A 16,214-nucleotide genomic window follows, 5' to 3' on the forward strand; every position below is an offset into this window, starting at 1 on the left:
ACCTTTAACCTTTCAAAAAAGCTATCTTTGCCAAATGGCAGCTACTTTTGAGGACTTTAATTTTAACCGGCAAACGCTAAATGCCATTGCTGATGCCGGCTATACCGAACCGACGCCCATACAGCAAAAGGCCATGCCGCCTATTTTGAACGGGCAGGATGTTATGGGGATAGCACAAACAGGTACAGGTAAAACCGCTGCTTATGTGTTACCCATTATTATGCGCCTTAAATACGCGCAGGGAGAGCATGCCCGTGCGCTTATCCTGTCGCCGACACGTGAGTTGGCTATGCAGATAGAGGAAAATATCAGAACCTATTCAAAATATACCGACCTGCGTGTAGTTACGGTTTACGGAGGTTTGGGCCCTAAAACTCAGATAGAGAACATCAATAAAGGCGTAGATATAATAGTTGCTACACCTGGCCGCTATATGGATATTTATTTGGCCGGGCACATTGTTACTAAAACCCTGCAAGTGCTGGTATTGGATGAGGCCGATAAAATGATGGACATGGGCTTTATGCCGCAAATAAACCGCATTTTAGAAGTAGTACCGCGTAAGCGCCAAAATCTGCTGTTCTCGGCAACCATGTCAGAAAAAATTCATCAGCTATCAGCAAATTTCCTGGAATTTCCTACCGTTATAGAGGTAACTCCGCAGGCTACTCCTGCGCAAACTGTAGAGCAAAAGCTGTATTATGTGCCCAACGTGCGCACAAAAATAAACATGCTTAAAAAGCTGCTGGATGAAGAAGGTGATATAACCAAGCTGATGGTTTTTTGCAAGACCCGTGCCGCGGCAGAAGACGTATATAAATTTTTAGGGCGCAAATTTGGCGAAGGCCAGGTTAAGGTGCTGCATGCCAATAAAGGGCAAAACACGCGCATTAACGCCATGAATGCCTTTAAAAATGATGAAGTAAAGATATTGGTAGCTACTGATGTAGCTTCGCGGGGTATAGATGTAAGTGATGTAAGCCACGTTATTAACTTTGATGTGCCGGTAGTAATTGAGGATTATGTGCACCGTATAGGCCGCACCGGTAGGGCACTGCAAAGTGGGGTAGCCATTACCTTTTGCAACCCGGCCGAAGTGTATTACCTCGGTAAGATCCAGAAGCTTATCCGCCAAACCATCCCCGAGCATAAAATTCCGGCAGATGTTTTTATAGAAGAAACGCCGTATGAGGAAAGACAGGATCAGGCCAAAGAAATAGATCTGCAAAAACGAAAGGAAAACCCCGACTTTAAGGGTGCCTTCCACGAAAAGAAAACGCTTAATCAGCGCAAAAAATTTGATGCCGAAAAAGCTAAGCGGGTGGGGCATGTGGGGCAGCCTAAAAGATCAAAACCAAAAAAGAGACACTAATATGAAATTAAAAGTAACTCCGCTTAATTTTGCCACAGCTTTCTTTTTATTTTTCGCGGGTTTCGTGTTTATAAAAGGTGCCAACGTTACCGGTATGGGTTTCGCCCATATGGATACCGCGATAGGGCTTATATTATTGCTATTTGCCTTTGTAGTGTCATTTCTGGATGTAATATTCCGTAATTTCTTTGCTGACCTTAAAAAGTTATGGCTAATAGAGCTAAGCTTTATAACTTTAGCGCTTGTTATTTTTTTAATTGTTAAATAGAAACCTTAATGAAAAAAGCCGAGATAAAGCTTATAGTTGAATTGGATGATAATAATGTGCCTGAGCGCATAACCTGGGAATCAACAGATTCCGCTAATAAAGAAGCCCTTCCAGTAAATGCTTTTATGTTATCGCTTTGGGATCATCATTATAAAAACGCGTTAAAAATTGACCTGTGGACGAAAGAGATGCCGGTGGATGAAATGAAACGCTTTTTTTATGAAACCCTGCAAACCATGGGCGACACTTTTTTACGCGCTACCGGCGAGAAGAATATAGTAGAAGACCTGCGTGATTACTGTGCCCACTTTGCCGATAAAATGGAAATAACCAGATAAAACAACAACCTATGCGAATAAGTTCTCTCGTATCATTTGCCGGTTTTTTATTGATCATTATAGGTAGTTATTGTCCTTTATTACGCCCTTTCGGTTTGTTTAACATGAATGTTTTTAAGTTGAGCCAGCCGTACGGAATGACAATTTTGTTAGTAGCCGTAATTGGTATTTTAGGTGTTTTTTTAAACAGAATTCAACTGGTTAAATTTTCGGCATGGGTGGCGCTTATCTTAGTGTCATTACTATTATTAGCCTCGGTATTAAAAGTTAACACAAGTTTTAGCTTTATACCTTTTAAAAGCATATCGGGGTTTTTAGCAAAGCAAATAAGATTTAAGTGGGGTTGGTATGTATTATTTGCCGGGCCTGTGTTGGCTTTGATCGGCGCTTTTTCAACCCGGCAATTATCAAAAATACAGAAGCCTGACTTATAAAAATTCTATCTTTATAAATCGACTAAAAAACATCCTGCGTATATATAGCGTTATCTGTTAAATTTATAAGCACCTCCGTAATGTTCAAATTATCCTTTCGCAGCCAGGTACTCATTGGTTTTGGCTTTTCTATAGTACTTGTATTTATAGTAGGTATACTTTCCTACAGCAGCATAAACCAGCTGGAAAGTGATACAGAAATGGTTGAGCATACCCAACAGGTTATTAAACGTTCAAATAACCTGTTGCAAAGCCTTATTGATGCTGAAACCGGCATGCGCGGTTATGGGGCTACTGCCAAAAAGATATTTCTGCAACCTTACAGAAAAGCTATCCCGTTAATTAATAATGATCTGAAGGAACTAAGAGATCTGGTAATTGATAACCCACAGCAATTGGTAAGGATAGATTCTTTACAAGAGGCGGTTGGAGATCAGTTAGATATCTTAAAAACCAATGTCGAAACCCGTGATAGCAAGGGTTTAGAGTTTATGGTGCAAAACAACATGTTTGTTAACGGCAAACAAAACATGGATGATATCCGCAGTATACTTACTTCTGTAATAGATACAGAAAACAATCTGCTGGCCCAACGTAAAGCTAATTCAAGGGAAGCATCAAGTAACGCCATTATATTCATTGTAGCGGGTTCGGCAATATTCCTTATCATTATTATACTGCTGTTTTATTACATACAGGCAACGTTTGCTCAGCAAAAAAAGATAGAACACGAAATACTTGTTGCTAACACAGAACTTGGAAAAGTTCTGGCAGAAAACGAAGCTAAAAACTGGCTGCTTACCGGCACAGGTCAGCTTAACGAGAAAATGCAGGGCCAGCAATCTGAGAAGGAGCTGGCAGCCAATATATTAGCAGAAATAGGCACTTATACCGATGCCTTAGCCGGTACTTTCTATCTATATAATGATACTGAAAACAAGCTCGACCTGTATTCTACATATGCTTTTTCAAATTTAGATGTAGTTAAAAAGTCAATATCAGCCGGCGAAGGCTGGTTGGGACAGGTTTTGCAAAACAAGCAGGCCACTTTAATAAAAGGAAAAATAAATAGCAAACTAAGTCTGGAATCATCATTAGCCAATGAAGAACTTACAGAAATATATCTTCTTCCTTTCTTTTTTGATAAAAAACTAAAAGGGGTAGTTGAACTTGCATTCCGCAATCAAATGGGGGAGAGCGTAAAAGAGTTCTTATCCCTGGTGTCGAATGATATCGGTGTTGCGGTTAATACATCACAGGCCCGCACCATAATGCACGATTTGTACGAGGAAACGCAGCAACAGGCCGAAGAACTATCTGCTCAGCAGGAAGAAATGCGCGTTACTAACGAGGAGTTGATGAATAAGACAGAAGAGTTGGAAGCATCAGAAGAGGAACTGCGTGTACAGCAGGAAGAATTGCGCACAACAAACGCGGAACTTGAAGAAAAAGCCAGCTTGCTTGAAGAAAAGAACCAGGCTATTGAAGAGGCGCGCCAGGCAATCAACACCAAAGTACAAGAGCTTGAAACTACCGGTAAGTATAAATCTGAGTTTTTGGCCAACATGAGCCATGAGTTGCGTACGCCACTTAACAGTATTTTGGTACTGGCGCGAATACTAAAGGATAACAAGCCGGAAAATCTTTCAGACGATCAGATAAAATACGCCAGCGTTATTTTCAATGCAGGTAATGATCTGCTCACACTTATTAATGATATTCTTGATCTGTCTAAAATAGAATCAGGTAAACTTGATATGCAGAATGAGCATATCAGGGTGACAGACATTTTAGAGGATATGGAGATGCTGTTTGCTGAAGTTGCAGGCAATAAGAAAATAACCTTTACAAGATCAGCAGAAAACGTACCGGCAACTATATTTACTGATAAGGTACGGGTGGAGCAGGTTATAAAGAATCTGCTTTCCAACGCGTTTAAATTTACGCCGGAAAATGGCGTTATAAGTATTAGCGCATTACCGGGCAAATCAGCGGATACAATCAGCTTTAGTATAAAAGATTCTGGTATTGGTATTGCCGAAGAGAAACAGAAAATTATCTTCGAAGCGTTTCAACAGGCAGATGGGTCAACCAGCAGAAAATACGGAGGTACGGGCCTGGGCCTTTCTATAAGCCGCGAACTCGCAGCGCTGTTAGGTGGTTCAATATCTTTAAAAAGTAAACAGAATGAGGGTAGCGAGTTTACATTGACCATACCGCTTGAAGCTGCAGCCGTAGCTAAAACTGAAGACGAAGAAGATCTGCCAACCGCGCAAACATTTATTCCCCAAATACCGCTGCAGCCGGTAGCTCAGCGCCCGGCTGGTCAGCAAAACAGGGATCCTTTAGTTGTTATTGTTGAAGATGATAAGAATTTTGCGTCAATTTTGCAGGATTACGCAACCGACCATGGGTATAAATCTGTAATGGTTAATGAGGGTGCCAGCGCGGTTGAAGCAGTAAAAGAACATTTACCAGATGCCGTAATATTAGATATTATGCTACCGGGAAAAGACGGATGGCAGATATTGAAGGAATTAAAAGCTGATGAAGAAACGGCACACATTCCGGTTCACCTCATGTCGGCAGGTGATGCCGCTGCTAACAGGGTACGCCGCGAAGGTGCCATCAGCTTCCTGAAAAAACCTATAGACACCAACACGCTCGATAAGCTGTTTGGTGATATAATGGTAAGCACCGGTACCAGGTTTAAGCAAATTTTATTGGTAGAAGACCACAAGGCACAAAGCCAGGCACTTAAAGAAATGATGCAAAACAATGGCATTTCTGTTGATCAGGCGTTTGATGGCGAGTCTGCTTTCCGTATGCTTAACGTTAACGATTACCAATGCGTTATCTTAGATCTCAACCTTCCTGATATTTCAGGCCTTGATCTGTTAGATAAAATAAAGGAAGTTGAAAAGTTCTCTGCCCTGCCGGTTATTATTAACACCGCCATGGAGCTGGATAAAACATCAGTAAGCAGGCTGATGAAGTATGCCAATGCTATGGTGGTTAAAACCAATAAATCTTCTGACAGGCTGATTGACGAGGTGAACTTGTTTTTAAATAAGATCAGCAATACGTTGCCACAACCTGATAAAGTTAAGTCGCAGGTTGCTACCATGGGCAAAGCTGGTGTAAAGGGCAAAAAAGTTTTAATTGTTGATGATGATATGCGCAACATTTTTGCTTTGAGCAGTGCCTTGCAAAGCTATGATATGGAGGTTGAGATTGCAGGCGACGGCGAAGAAGCGCTTGCCAAGCTTGATGAGATAAAAGGCATTGATATAGTGCTGATGGATATTATGATGCCCAAAATGGATGGTTACGAGGCCATGCGCCACATACGTAAGCAAAACAAGTGGGCCAGGTTACCTGTTATAGCATTAACAGCAAAGGCCATGAAAGACGACCGGGAGAAGTGTATTGAAGCTGGCGCCAATGACTATATAACTAAGCCGGTTGATATTGACAGGCTGATCTCATTAATGCAATTGTGGCTGGAAAAATAATATGCATGCGCAAAGCGAGATAACCATTCAGCAAATAACTGAACTGATTGCACTTATTGAAAACTTGTATGGTTTTGATTTTAGCAATTACTCAAAAGCATCGCTGCGCAGGCGTGTTATCCGTATTATGCAGCTTCAAAAACTGCCTTTTTACGATTTAAAGCACCAGTTAGTTAATAAGCCCGGCTTTTTTCAGCATTTTTTAGAGGAAGTAACGGTTAACGTAACAGAGATGTTTCGTGATCCAAGCTTTTATCAGGCGCTTAATAACCAGATAATACCTTACCTGTCATCCTATCAGCATTCTAAAATATGGAGTGCCGGGTCTTCATCCGGCGAGGAAGCGTATTCTCTTGCCATATTGCTTAATGAAGCCGGCTTGCGTAAAAAGACGTTTATTTATGGTACGGATATTAACACCGAAATGCTTGATGAGGCACGTAAGGGAATATATAGCCTGCGTAAAATAAAAAGCTATGCCGAAAACTACCAGATGACAGGCTTAAGCGGATCTATAATTGACCATTTTACTGTGTTGTATGATGCGGCTACAATTCATAATGAGCTAAAGCAGAATACTTTGTTTTCTGTACACAACCTGGTGTCAGACGGTGTGTTTAATGAGTTTCAGCTGATTTGTTGCCGCAACGTTTTTATCTATTTTGAAAACGCGTTACAGGAGCACGTTCTTGACCTTTTTTACAATAGCCTTGCGCCGTTAGGGTTTTTGTGCCTGGGTACAAAAGAGACAATACGGTCTGAGACGTTCAAAAAGAAGTTCAGAGTAATCAATCAGAAAGAAAACATCTATCAAAAAATTGGCTCTTGACGAAAATATAATTGCCAGGTGGCGCCAGTCTGAATTGCTGGTTTTAGGCGGATCAGCAGGTGCGTTCAAACACATCTATAATGCTGTTCGTGTTTTCCCGGCTGAACTGGATAAAGCCGTATTGATCGTCCTTCACAGAAAAAAGAACTTTTTTAGTGAGATAGAAAATCTGTTTGCCCAAAATAGTCGTATGTCTTTGCGCGAAGTAAGTGATAAGGATGCTATTAAGAAAAATACGTTATACATAGCGCCTGCAAATTATCACACTTTAATTGAAAGTAAGCACAGTTTCGGTCTTGATGTATCAGAGGCTGTGTGGTATTCAAAGCCATCAATTGATGTAAGTTTTGAATGCGCCGCTGAAGTGTTTAAAAAGAAGTGTACTGCGGTGCTTTTTTCGGGCGCTAACCAGGATGGTGCAAAAGGCCTGCTTTCTTTACGGAATAACGGGGGGCTTACCATAGTGCAAGATCCGGACGAAGCCGAAATGCCAGAAATGCCGCAGGCTGCAATAAGGGTAAACGCGGCAGAATATATATTAAGAACAGAGGATATACTCGACCTATTTAAAACATAATTTAAATACTACCACAATTACTACATGCCGACCCCGATAAATATCCTCATTGTTGACGATCGCGAAGAAAATATAATAGCCCTCGAGGCCTTACTTACACGAGACGATGTTAAAATTTTTTCAACTACTTCTCCAAACGAAGGCCTTAAAATAGCCTGGGAAAACCAGATAGCCATTGGTTTGATAGACGTACAAATGCCGGAAATGGATGGCTTTGAGTTTGTTGAAATGCTTAAGGCTAACCCGCGTACAAAAGATATATTGATACTTTTTGTAACTGCTATATCTAAGGATGCAAAGTACGCGGTTAAAGGCCTTGGTGTAGGCGCGGTTGATTATCTCTACAAACCGCTTGATCCGTATATAACTTCGGCTAAAGTTGATTCTTTTATTCAACTGGCTAGGTATCAGTCAGATATTATTCAAAAAAATGAAGAATTGCAGAATTTTTCAATAATAGTGAGGAATTCTGCAGATATAATTTGTGTTGTTAACGCAGAAAATTATGGCATAATATCAATAAACCCCGCGGCAGAACGCATACTTGGGTTTAAACCCGACAGTCTGGTAGGAACAAGTGTAATTGACAGGGCCATTGAGGCAGACCGCATTGCTTTTCGATCTGCACTTGGCGGGCTGATAAAAGACAATATAGCAACGTCATTATTTGAATTTCAATTCACTACGTTTTCCAAATCTGTTATTTGGGTAGAGTGCCGGATTGCCTATCGTAACCGCACTTTGTTTTTAAATATAAGTGATATATCCGCGCAAAAAAGCTATCAGGAGCAGCTTATTAAATCAAAGCAGTTGGCAGAATATGGAAAAAAGGCAAAAGAGACCTTTTTGGCCAACATGAGCCATGAACTGCGTACACCTGTTAACGGAATCATCGGCCTGAGTAATTTGTTGCGAAAAACAGAGCTTACCGATCAGCAAAGCAGCATGATAGAACTGCTTGAAGTATCGTCTCGCTCGTTACTTGGTGTGATTAATGATGTGCTGGACATTTCAAAGATAGATGCCGGAAAGTTCAATATAACCCGCTCGCCTAATAATCTTTATGATGTATTGCGCTCTGTTTACAGGTTGCTGAAGTTTAAGGCGGATGAGGAATTTATTGAGTTCTTTTTAGAAATTGATCCGGATGTTCCTGAATTTGTGGTATTCGACTCGCTGCGGCTGAATCAAATATTAATGAATTTACTGAGCAACGCTTTAAAATTCACCAAACGCGGCTATGTAAAACTTAAGGTATCGGTTTTAGACAGACATAAAAATAAAGCGCAAATAAGGTTTAGTGTTGAAGATACCGGTATCGGCATTCCGGCGCATCGCTTAAACGCTATTTTCGATTCTTTTGAGCAGGCAGAAGATTATACCGCTACTAAATACGGCGGCACAGGTTTGGGATTGGCTATTGTTAAAAAATTAGCTGAGCTAAAAGGAGGGGAGTTGACCGTTGAAAGCGAGTTAAACAAGGGAAGTGTGTTTGCTTTTACAAATTGGTATACCCTTGCAACTAAGCCCAAAGAAGAAGAGGTAGTGGGCGGCGGTCTTCACGACTTTGAAAACGTTAGTATATTGGTTGCGGAGGATAACCTCATTAATCAGTTTATGCTATCTAAAATATTAAAGGATTGGAAGGCTGATGTTGATATTGTGAGCAACGGGGTAAAGGTGCTTGATAAACTGGCTGACAATAATTATGATATTATTTTAATGGATACCCACATGCCCGAGCTGAATGGCTATCAAACCGCCCGGAAAATAAGGCTTGACTTTGCCGAGCCGAAGCGCAGTGTTCCCATCATCTCGCTTTCTGCAGCCTCGTTTGACCACGAACAGCAGGAAGCAATTGCTGCAGGTATGAATGATGTGCTTTCCAAACCCTTCCAGCCGGAACAGCTGCACGCTAAAATTCAGCACCTTGTTTTTGAAAACGGAGAAAAGAACTGATAGGCGAATTGTTTTAAAATAAGGCGATCTGTAGGAAATCTAATTGATCAATCGCTTACATTTGGTGCATGAAACTTTTTGACCAAACCTGGTACCTTCTTAAAAAAGAAATATTACTGGAGTGGCGTTCTAAATATGCCTTTAACGGCGTATTGTTATACGTGGTGTCAACGGTTTTTATTTGCTATATAGCGTTTCATCTTACTCCGGGTTTTGTAGGTAGCGGCGGATATAAAATAGTTTGGAACGTGTTGTTCTGGATCATTATCCTATTCGCTTCGGTTAACGCCATTGCCAAAAGTTTTATGCAGGAAAGCAAGGGGCGGCTGCTCTATTATTACTCCATAGCAAGTCCGCAGGCCATCATCTTGTCAAAAACCATATACAATATGGCCTTAATGATATTGCTGAGCACATTGGCCCTGTTAGTTTATCTGGTGTTTTTTGAAAACACAATAGGCGATCCGCTATTTTATTTCCTGGCGGTGGTAATGGGTGCCTGTAGTTTTTCAACCGCGTTCACCATGATCTCTGCCATAGCATCAAAAGCGGGTAATAACGGTACCCTTATGGCTATTTTGAGCTTTCCAATTATTATACCGGTAATATTAATTCTGATACGTTTAAGCAAGCGCGCTATGGATGGGCTGGACCGTAGCTTGAGTTACAGCGATATAGGCGTATTGGCCGCTATAAATGCAATAGTAATTACTACTGCGCTATTGTTATTTCCGTATTTGTGGCGAGATTAAAAACAATTTTAATTACCGTTTTTAGTTATTTACTTTAGAATTATTTTCTTCCTTTAATTACCCCATGCTTTTTAGATGGTTTGCGTTTCTGTTTATTATGCTACCGGCAGTTTTGCTGGGACAGAACCTTACTATTAACGGTAAGATAGTTAATAAGGAAAGCAGCCGCGGGGTTGCAGGAGCAAGCGTTTTTTTAAGCAACTCATCTTTCGGTACCACCTCATCTTCTGATGGTACATTTACCTTAAGCCGCCTTAGGCCCGGGCAATACACGTTGGTGGTAACTGCTATTGGCTATGCCGTGTATAACAAAATTATTATGGTGAATGCAGATGTTGCAGACCTGACCATTACCATGGAGCCAAGGGCTATAATGTTGCGCGAGGTAACCATATCCGGCAGCAGCAGGGCCAACTGGAACCGTAATTACGAAATGTTTAAAAAAGACTTTATAGGTAATGATGAAAACGCCAAGCAATGTGTTGTTATTAACCCTAAGGTTTTGGATTTTACTTATCGTAAATCTAAGCAAACCCTGATAGCCAGCGCCGACGAATTCTTAATTGTAGAAAATAAAGCACTTGGTTACAGGGTTAAGTTTTTGTTAAATTCCTTTAGCCTTGATAATTTAGAGCAGAGGCTTACTTACCAAGGGAGCCGCCTGTTTGAAGAGTTGCCCGGCAGCGCCGCGCAAAAAAAGAAATGGCTGCTAAAACGAGATCGCGCTTATTATGGATCGGCTATGCACTTTTTAAGGTCACTTTATCAAAATAAGCTGAAAGAGGAGGGTTTCGAAATGCGGAAATTAACCCGTGAGTCTGATCCTTCGCGTCCATCAGCAGCAGTAATTCAACAAAAGATGCAGCAATTTAATGGTGTGTCGCGCGATTCCTTTCAGTATTATCATGATTTTTACATCAGTCCCAGATATATCCACCAAAAAATCTCAACCGTACCCTGGCTCAGTTTTGAGGTATTGCGTGATGGGCCGCAGCCAGGATTATACGCTATTACATTCCCCCAGTATTTATATGTGATATATAAAAACAGAGAGGAAACAGAAGCCTTTAAGGATATATACCGCCCTTTGGATATGCCCAATTACGAAGTAAGCGTATTAACATTATTTAATGATCCGCCTTACGCTTTATTTGATAGTAACGGGATTGTGGTAGGAGAGAGCCCGTTGTTTGAGGGAGCGTGGTCAAAGGCTCGCTTATCAGAATTGTTACCGGTTGATTACACGCCATCTGCGCCGCTCAATTGACCAAACAATTTACAAAAGCGCAATACAAATAATTATTACATTTGTCCCCATATCAATATGAAGTTTATTTATCAAACCTGGTGGAAGGTACTTGCCGTTGTAATAATATTTTACACGTTAATAGCGGGTTTTTTAGGGGGCGTGCCAAAAACATTTATTTTGCATGAAACCATAAGGAACACGTATTTTCATGTGCCTATGTGGATAGCCATGTTTACTGTTTTTACCATCTCGGTAATATACAGCATCAGGTATTTAGCCACCGGTAAAGAAGAGTACGACCTGATAGCGGTAGAAAGTGCCAATACAGGCATATTCTTTTTTGTGCTGGGCCTTATAACAGGTATGATGTGGGCCAGATACACCTGGGGTGAGTACTGGAGCAACGATCCGAAACAGAACAGCGCGGCAATAGCATTTTTATTATACTGTGCCTATTTGGTGCTCAGAAACTCAATTGATGAGGAACAAAAACGCGCCAAAATATCAGCTATATATAACATATTCGCTTTCCCCATAATGGTAGTATTGATAATGGTGCTGCCACGGTTAACAGATTCATTGCATCCGGGTAATGGCGGCAACCCTGCTTTTGGCCGGATGGATATGGATAACAGAATGCGGGTGGTGTTATACCCGGCTTTTATAGCATGGGGTTTATTTGCGGTGTGGATAGCTACTATACGTTACCGCATAAGATTAATAGAATATAAAAAGAACGAGATAAATTGATGAAAAAGCTTTCAGTATTTTTTCTGCTTTTGCTAAGCTATGCAAGTTGTTTTGCCCAGAATAGCGATGTTCCGGAAATGGCAGATATTATGGAGAGTAACGGAAAGATCTATGTGGTAATTGCCACTATCGTTATCGTATTTGCCGGATTATCGGTCTATCTTTTCAGTATAGACAGGCGATTAAGAAAGATCGAAAAAGAAAAATAACCCGCCTAAAATAAACTACGTTTGTTTAAACATAGTTTTTATACCATTGTTAATAACAGTATAAAAATAGTTCTGCTTAATAGTTTGCAATATTGATAAAATTTGTACCATTTTTGCGTTCTATTTTAAGAAAAATATAATTATTAACACCTTATGGCTACTATAATTTCAGCTGATAACGATACTCACTTTTTTGCCGATGTATGTAAAAATTTTGACTACGCAGCGCAATTCACACAACACAATCCGGGTTTATTAGATCAGATCAAATCATGTAACAGCGTTTACCGATTCCGTTTCCCTATCCGCAGAGGAAATGGTTTCGAGGTAATTGATGCATGGCGCGTAGAGCACTCGCACCACCAATCACCAACAAAGGGTGGTATACGCTATAGCGAAATGGTTAACGAGGACGAAGTAATGGCGCTTGCTGCGCTCATGACTTATAAGTGCGCTATTGTTAACGTGCCGTTTGGCGGCGCAAAGGGCGGTATAAAGATCAACCCAAAGAACTATACCGTTCAGGAACTGGAGAATATTACCCGCCGGTATACCGTTGAATTAATTAAGAAGAACTTTATTGGCCCCAGCATAGACGTTCCGGCTCCAGACTATGGATCGGGCGAGCGCGAAATGGGCTGGATAGCTGATACCTATGCTACCATGAATCCCGGTCAATTGGATGCTATGGGCTGCGTAACCGGTAAACCTATAGCATTACATGGCATACATGGCAGGCGCGAGGCTACAGGCCGCGGAGTAGCTATTGCCACACGCGAGTGCGTTAGCGTTGCCGAGGATATGGCTAAACTGGGCCTTACTCCGGGTATTGAAGGTAAAAAGATAATTGTGCAGGGATTGGGTAACGTAGGTTACTATTCAGCTAAGTTTTTAGCGGATTTTGGTGGGTTAATAGTAGGAATATGCGAGTTTGAGGGAGCGATTTATAACGAAGACGGATTGGATGTAGAGGCGGTTTTCCAGCACCGTAAATCAACAGGGTCAATACTTGGCTTTAGCGGCGCTAAGAAAGAGTTCAAAAACTCAGGCGAAGGGTTGGAGCAGCAATGTGATATATTGGTTCCGGCAGCGTTAGAAAATCAGATCACCAAAGACAATGCAGCCAGTATTAAAGCCAAAATTATAGTTGAAGGCGCGAACGGCCCTACCACGCCCGAGGCTGAAGCAATTTTTTATCAAAAGGGAGGCATTATAGTACCCGATTTGTTTGCCAATGCCGGTGGTGTAACTGTATCCTACTTCGAGTGGTTGAAAAATCTTTCGCATGTTGCTTTTGGGCGCATTAACAGGCGTTTTGAAGAAAACTCTAACCTTAACCTGGTTAACATGGTTGAGGGTATTACAGGCCTATCGCTTACGCCTTTACAAAGGGCAACTATAGTAAAAGGAGCGTCTGAACTGGAGTTAGTAAATTCAGGACTGGAAGACACCATGATCCGTTCTTATCACGAAATCAGGGAGATATACAAGGCAAACCCTAAAATAGATACTTTGCGTACAGCTGCATTGGTGGCTGTAATTAATAAAATAGCTATATCCTACCAGAATCTGGGTGTGTGGCCATGATGGAATGCCGGTAAAGAAAATTTAAAGGACCTGCCTAAAGCAGGTCCTTTTTTTGTTAAAACAAGTTGGCAATTAATGGCTTGTAAAAGTCGTTTCTAAAAGGTTAAATTTACCTTTACCAAAAAATGAACCGGTTATTTAAACTTCTGTTAGCAATATTACTGTTATTCGTGGGGATAGGTGCGTACGCGCAGTGCCCTGAGAATATTGGTTTTGAAGATGGATCCCTTAAAAACTGGCAAATTTATGCAGGTCAGGAGAGTACGGGCATTTCAGTACCCGTAACCGAAGTTAGCGAGCCACAGGGCTCCCGTGTGGTAATTATGAGGGCCAGCGATAAGTTAATAGATCCCTACGGGCATTTCCCTACCACTAGCCCCAACGGTAGTGGTTATGCAGTACGGTTAGGAGATGATCAGACCCGCGGAATGATTGATAGGTTAACTTATACTTTTACCGTACCCGCTAGTGGGCAATATGGCTTAATTGTAAACTATGCAGCTGTATTACAAAACCCTAATCATACCGATTCAGAACAGCCGAGATTTAAAATTAACGCCTACAATGTAACAGATAATAAGGAATTAGATTGTCCCGCATTTAATTTCACCGCTACCAATTCCAATGCGTTTAAGCTTTCTGATATAGAAACTACCACCACGGGGGCTGGAGGTAATGTTGATGTTACATCGATATATTATCGGGACTGGACAACTACTACTATTAACCTTATAGGATATGCGGGTAAAACTATTCGCTTAATTTTTAACAACAATGATTGTACAAAAGGCGGGCATTTCGGTTACGCCTATTTTGATATAAATGAGCAATGCAGCAGCCCTGTAACAGGAAATACCTACTGCGAAGGGCAAAGCTTTTTAACGCTTAGGGGGCCTCGTGGATTTACTGGTTACAAGTGGTATACTAAGAATGACATGAACACTGTATTAGACACTACGCAGGTACTTAAACTAAGCCCGGCACCACCGGCCGGTGCTGAATATGCCCTTGTGATTGACGCTATAGATGGGTTAGGATGCCGCGATACTTTATATACCACTATTTTTAAATCGCCTGCAACATTTACTTTTAAAGTAAAGCAGCCGGTGTTTTATATTTGCGAGGGAGGTACGTTCAATTTAACAACGCCTGATATTACCGCGGGTAGTTCTACAGGATTGCTTCCGTTTGAATATTATACTGATCCGGTCACGGAAGCGTATCTGCGCGATCCGGATAAGTTAACCAAGCCCGGTATTTACTACATTAAGGCCACTAATGATGAAGGATGTTCTAATACCTTACCCGTCGAATTAAAATATTTTGATCCGCCAGCTACCGTAACAACCAATCCGGCACCTGTACAGTATCCTAAATCAATTAATCTTTCTACAACCTTTCAACACGATGTTGGCTATACGTACACGTATTATAAAGATGCAAAAGCTACCCAACTTGTTGATGACCCCGACCATGTAGTTGCTACCGGCAAATATTACATAAAGGTAATTACCGGCAATGGCTGCCAGAAAATAGTATCAGTAAACGTTACCGTACTGCCACCGCCGCCTTACATCATCTCGGGCCCAACCGCGTTCACACCTAACAGCGATGGTATTAACGACCTGTTCAACATAACCATAGATGGCTTTGTTGATTTTACCACCGTAAGCATTTACACTCGCAGCGGACAGTTTTTATTTAAGGCCAATAAGCAAGCTATGAGCTGGGATGGCAGTTTTAACGGAAAGCCCATGCCGCCGGGTACCTATTATTGGTTATTTGAAGGTGTAGATCAATATTATCATACAAAGGTTAATAAAGGCGGGTATGTCAGTATTATTAAATAATGGCATTTATCTATAACAATTCTAAATAAAACATATCCCTTGTAATAAATATTATTCCCTCAACGTTTTGTACTTTTGTGGTCGCAAATTAAGAGAGGTAACCCTGTAATGAAAAAAAGCTCAATTTTAGGTCTTGTTGTAATTGCAATTGCCATTGGCGTTGTTATAAGTTTATATGGCAGTGCCAGTACTTACGGCTCATTTGCGGATGCCCGTGAAACAAGCAGCGAATTACATGTGGTAGGTAAGTTAAACCTGCAAAAAGAATTGCATTACGAACCGGTTAAGGATGCTAACTATTTCTCTTTTTATATAATTGATGAAAAAGGAGAGGAGTGCAAGGTTGAGTTTAGCGGAGCCAAACCACAGGATTTTGAACGTTCAGAACAAGTAGTTATGGTGGGTAAAATGGAAGGCAATAAGTTTCATGCATCGCATATTACATTAAAGTGCCCTTCTAAATACACAAACGATAAAGTAGAATTTACAGAATTCAAGGCTAAGCAAGCCAATATATAACCAATT

At 41.0% G+C, this 16,214-nt stretch carries 15 protein-coding genes; all 15 read left to right on the forward strand.

Annotated elements, in window-relative coordinates:
* The first annotated feature begins 34 nt into the window (after nt 1-34).
* The 15 genes from ACFQZS_RS07960 to ACFQZS_RS08030 all read left to right on the forward strand — a co-directional run bounded on the left by ACFQZS_RS07960 (nt 35) and on the right by ACFQZS_RS08030 (nt 16,208).
* The gene (locus tag ACFQZS_RS07960; protein WP_377098995.1) at nt 35-1,372 is read left to right on the forward strand and encodes a DEAD/DEAH box helicase; all 1,338 of its coding nucleotides are present in this window, start codon (nt 35-37) and stop codon (nt 1,370-1,372) included.
* Nucleotide 1,373: 1 nt separating this feature from the next.
* A complete protein-coding gene (locus ACFQZS_RS07965; protein WP_377098998.1) occupies nt 1,374-1,640 on the forward strand; it encodes a hypothetical protein in 267 nt (88 codons plus the stop codon).
* Between the two features lie 8 nt (nt 1,641-1,648).
* Nucleotides 1,649-1,978, forward strand: a complete 330-nt coding sequence (gene gldC / locus ACFQZS_RS07970) for a gliding motility protein GldC (RefSeq protein WP_377099000.1) — start codon at nt 1,649-1,651, stop codon at nt 1,976-1,978.
* Nucleotides 1,979-1,989: 11 nt separating this feature from the next.
* A complete protein-coding gene (locus tag ACFQZS_RS07975; RefSeq protein WP_377099001.1) occupies nt 1,990-2,412 on the forward strand; it encodes a hypothetical protein in 423 nt (140 codons plus the stop codon).
* 80 nt (nt 2,413-2,492) lie between these two features.
* Nucleotides 2,493-5,927, forward strand: coding sequence for a response regulator (locus ACFQZS_RS07980; RefSeq protein ID WP_377099003.1), 3,435 nt, complete (start codon nt 2,493-2,495; stop codon nt 5,925-5,927).
* 1 nt (nt 5,928) lies between these two features.
* Nucleotides 5,929-6,756, forward strand: a complete 828-nt coding sequence (locus ACFQZS_RS07985; protein ID WP_377099005.1) for a CheR family methyltransferase — start codon at nt 5,929-5,931, stop codon at nt 6,754-6,756.
* A complete protein-coding gene (locus ACFQZS_RS07990; protein ID WP_377099007.1) occupies nt 6,746-7,333 on the forward strand; it encodes a chemotaxis protein CheB in 588 nt (195 codons plus the stop codon). Before ACFQZS_RS07985 ends, ACFQZS_RS07990 begins: the two co-directional genes overlap by 11 nt.
* Before the next feature lie 24 nt (nt 7,334-7,357).
* Nucleotides 7,358-9,292: a hybrid sensor histidine kinase/response regulator gene (locus ACFQZS_RS07995; protein ID WP_377099008.1), complete on the forward strand. Its 1,935-nt coding sequence runs from the start codon at nt 7,358-7,360 to the stop codon at nt 9,290-9,292.
* 68 nt (nt 9,293-9,360) lie between these two features.
* A complete protein-coding gene (locus tag ACFQZS_RS08000; protein WP_377099010.1) occupies nt 9,361-10,044 on the forward strand; it encodes a heme exporter protein CcmB in 684 nt (227 codons plus the stop codon).
* A gap of 64 nt (nt 10,045-10,108) precedes the next feature.
* Entirely contained in the window at nt 10,109-11,311 is a 1,203-nt protein-coding gene (locus tag ACFQZS_RS08005; protein WP_377099012.1) for a carboxypeptidase-like regulatory domain-containing protein, read from the forward strand.
* Nucleotides 11,312-11,368: 57 nt separating this feature from the next.
* Nucleotides 11,369-12,043: a cytochrome c biogenesis protein CcsA gene (ccsA, locus tag ACFQZS_RS08010; protein WP_377099014.1), complete on the forward strand. Its 675-nt coding sequence runs from the start codon at nt 11,369-11,371 to the stop codon at nt 12,041-12,043.
* Nucleotides 12,043-12,252: a CcmD family protein gene (locus ACFQZS_RS08015; RefSeq protein WP_377099016.1), complete on the forward strand. Its 210-nt coding sequence runs from the start codon at nt 12,043-12,045 to the stop codon at nt 12,250-12,252. The genes ccsA and ACFQZS_RS08015 overlap by 1 nt, the downstream gene beginning before the upstream one ends.
* Nucleotides 12,253-12,405: 153 nt before the next feature.
* Nucleotides 12,406-13,839, forward strand: a complete 1,434-nt coding sequence (locus tag ACFQZS_RS08020; protein ID WP_377099018.1) for a Glu/Leu/Phe/Val family dehydrogenase — start codon at nt 12,406-12,408, stop codon at nt 13,837-13,839.
* A 125-nt stretch (nt 13,840-13,964) separates the two neighbouring features.
* Nucleotides 13,965-15,689 (forward strand): T9SS type B sorting domain-containing protein, encoded by a 1,725-nt coding sequence (locus ACFQZS_RS08025; protein WP_377099020.1) that lies wholly within the window; start codon nt 13,965-13,967, stop codon nt 15,687-15,689.
* Nucleotides 15,690-15,797: 108 nt separating this feature from the next.
* Entirely contained in the window at nt 15,798-16,208 is a 411-nt protein-coding gene (locus ACFQZS_RS08030; RefSeq protein ID WP_377099022.1) for a cytochrome c maturation protein CcmE domain-containing protein, read from the forward strand.
* Nucleotides 16,209-16,214 lie beyond the last annotated feature (6 nt).

Source organism: Mucilaginibacter calamicampi (assembly GCF_042676765.1).
GTDB lineage: Bacteria > Bacteroidota > Bacteroidia > Sphingobacteriales > Sphingobacteriaceae > Mucilaginibacter > Mucilaginibacter calamicampi.

Coding starts and splice junctions, on each gene's coding strand:
- ACFQZS_RS07960 (WP_377098995.1), top strand. CDS start 35: ATGGCAGCTACTTTTGAGGACTTTAATTTTAACCGGCAAACGCTAAAT.
- ACFQZS_RS07965 (WP_377098998.1), top strand. CDS start 1,374: ATGAAATTAAAAGTAACTCCGCTTAATTTTGCCACAGCTTTCTTTTTA.
- gldC (WP_377099000.1), top strand. CDS start 1,649: ATGAAAAAAGCCGAGATAAAGCTTATAGTTGAATTGGATGATAATAAT.
- ACFQZS_RS07975 (WP_377099001.1), top strand. CDS start 1,990: ATGCGAATAAGTTCTCTCGTATCATTTGCCGGTTTTTTATTGATCATT.
- ACFQZS_RS07980 (WP_377099003.1), top strand. CDS start 2,493: ATGTTCAAATTATCCTTTCGCAGCCAGGTACTCATTGGTTTTGGCTTT.
- ACFQZS_RS07985 (WP_377099005.1), top strand. CDS start 5,929: ATGCATGCGCAAAGCGAGATAACCATTCAGCAAATAACTGAACTGATT.
- ACFQZS_RS07995 (WP_377099008.1), top strand. CDS start 7,358: ATGCCGACCCCGATAAATATCCTCATTGTTGACGATCGCGAAGAAAAT.
- ACFQZS_RS08000 (WP_377099010.1), top strand. CDS start 9,361: ATGAAACTTTTTGACCAAACCTGGTACCTTCTTAAAAAAGAAATATTA.
- ACFQZS_RS08005 (WP_377099012.1), top strand. CDS start 10,109: ATGCTTTTTAGATGGTTTGCGTTTCTGTTTATTATGCTACCGGCAGTT.
- ccsA (WP_377099014.1), top strand. CDS start 11,369: ATGAAGTTTATTTATCAAACCTGGTGGAAGGTACTTGCCGTTGTAATA.
- ACFQZS_RS08015 (WP_377099016.1), top strand. CDS start 12,043: ATGAAAAAGCTTTCAGTATTTTTTCTGCTTTTGCTAAGCTATGCAAGT.
- ACFQZS_RS08020 (WP_377099018.1), top strand. CDS start 12,406: ATGGCTACTATAATTTCAGCTGATAACGATACTCACTTTTTTGCCGAT.
- ACFQZS_RS08025 (WP_377099020.1), top strand. CDS start 13,965: ATGAACCGGTTATTTAAACTTCTGTTAGCAATATTACTGTTATTCGTG.
- ACFQZS_RS08030 (WP_377099022.1), top strand. CDS start 15,798: ATGAAAAAAAGCTCAATTTTAGGTCTTGTTGTAATTGCAATTGCCATT.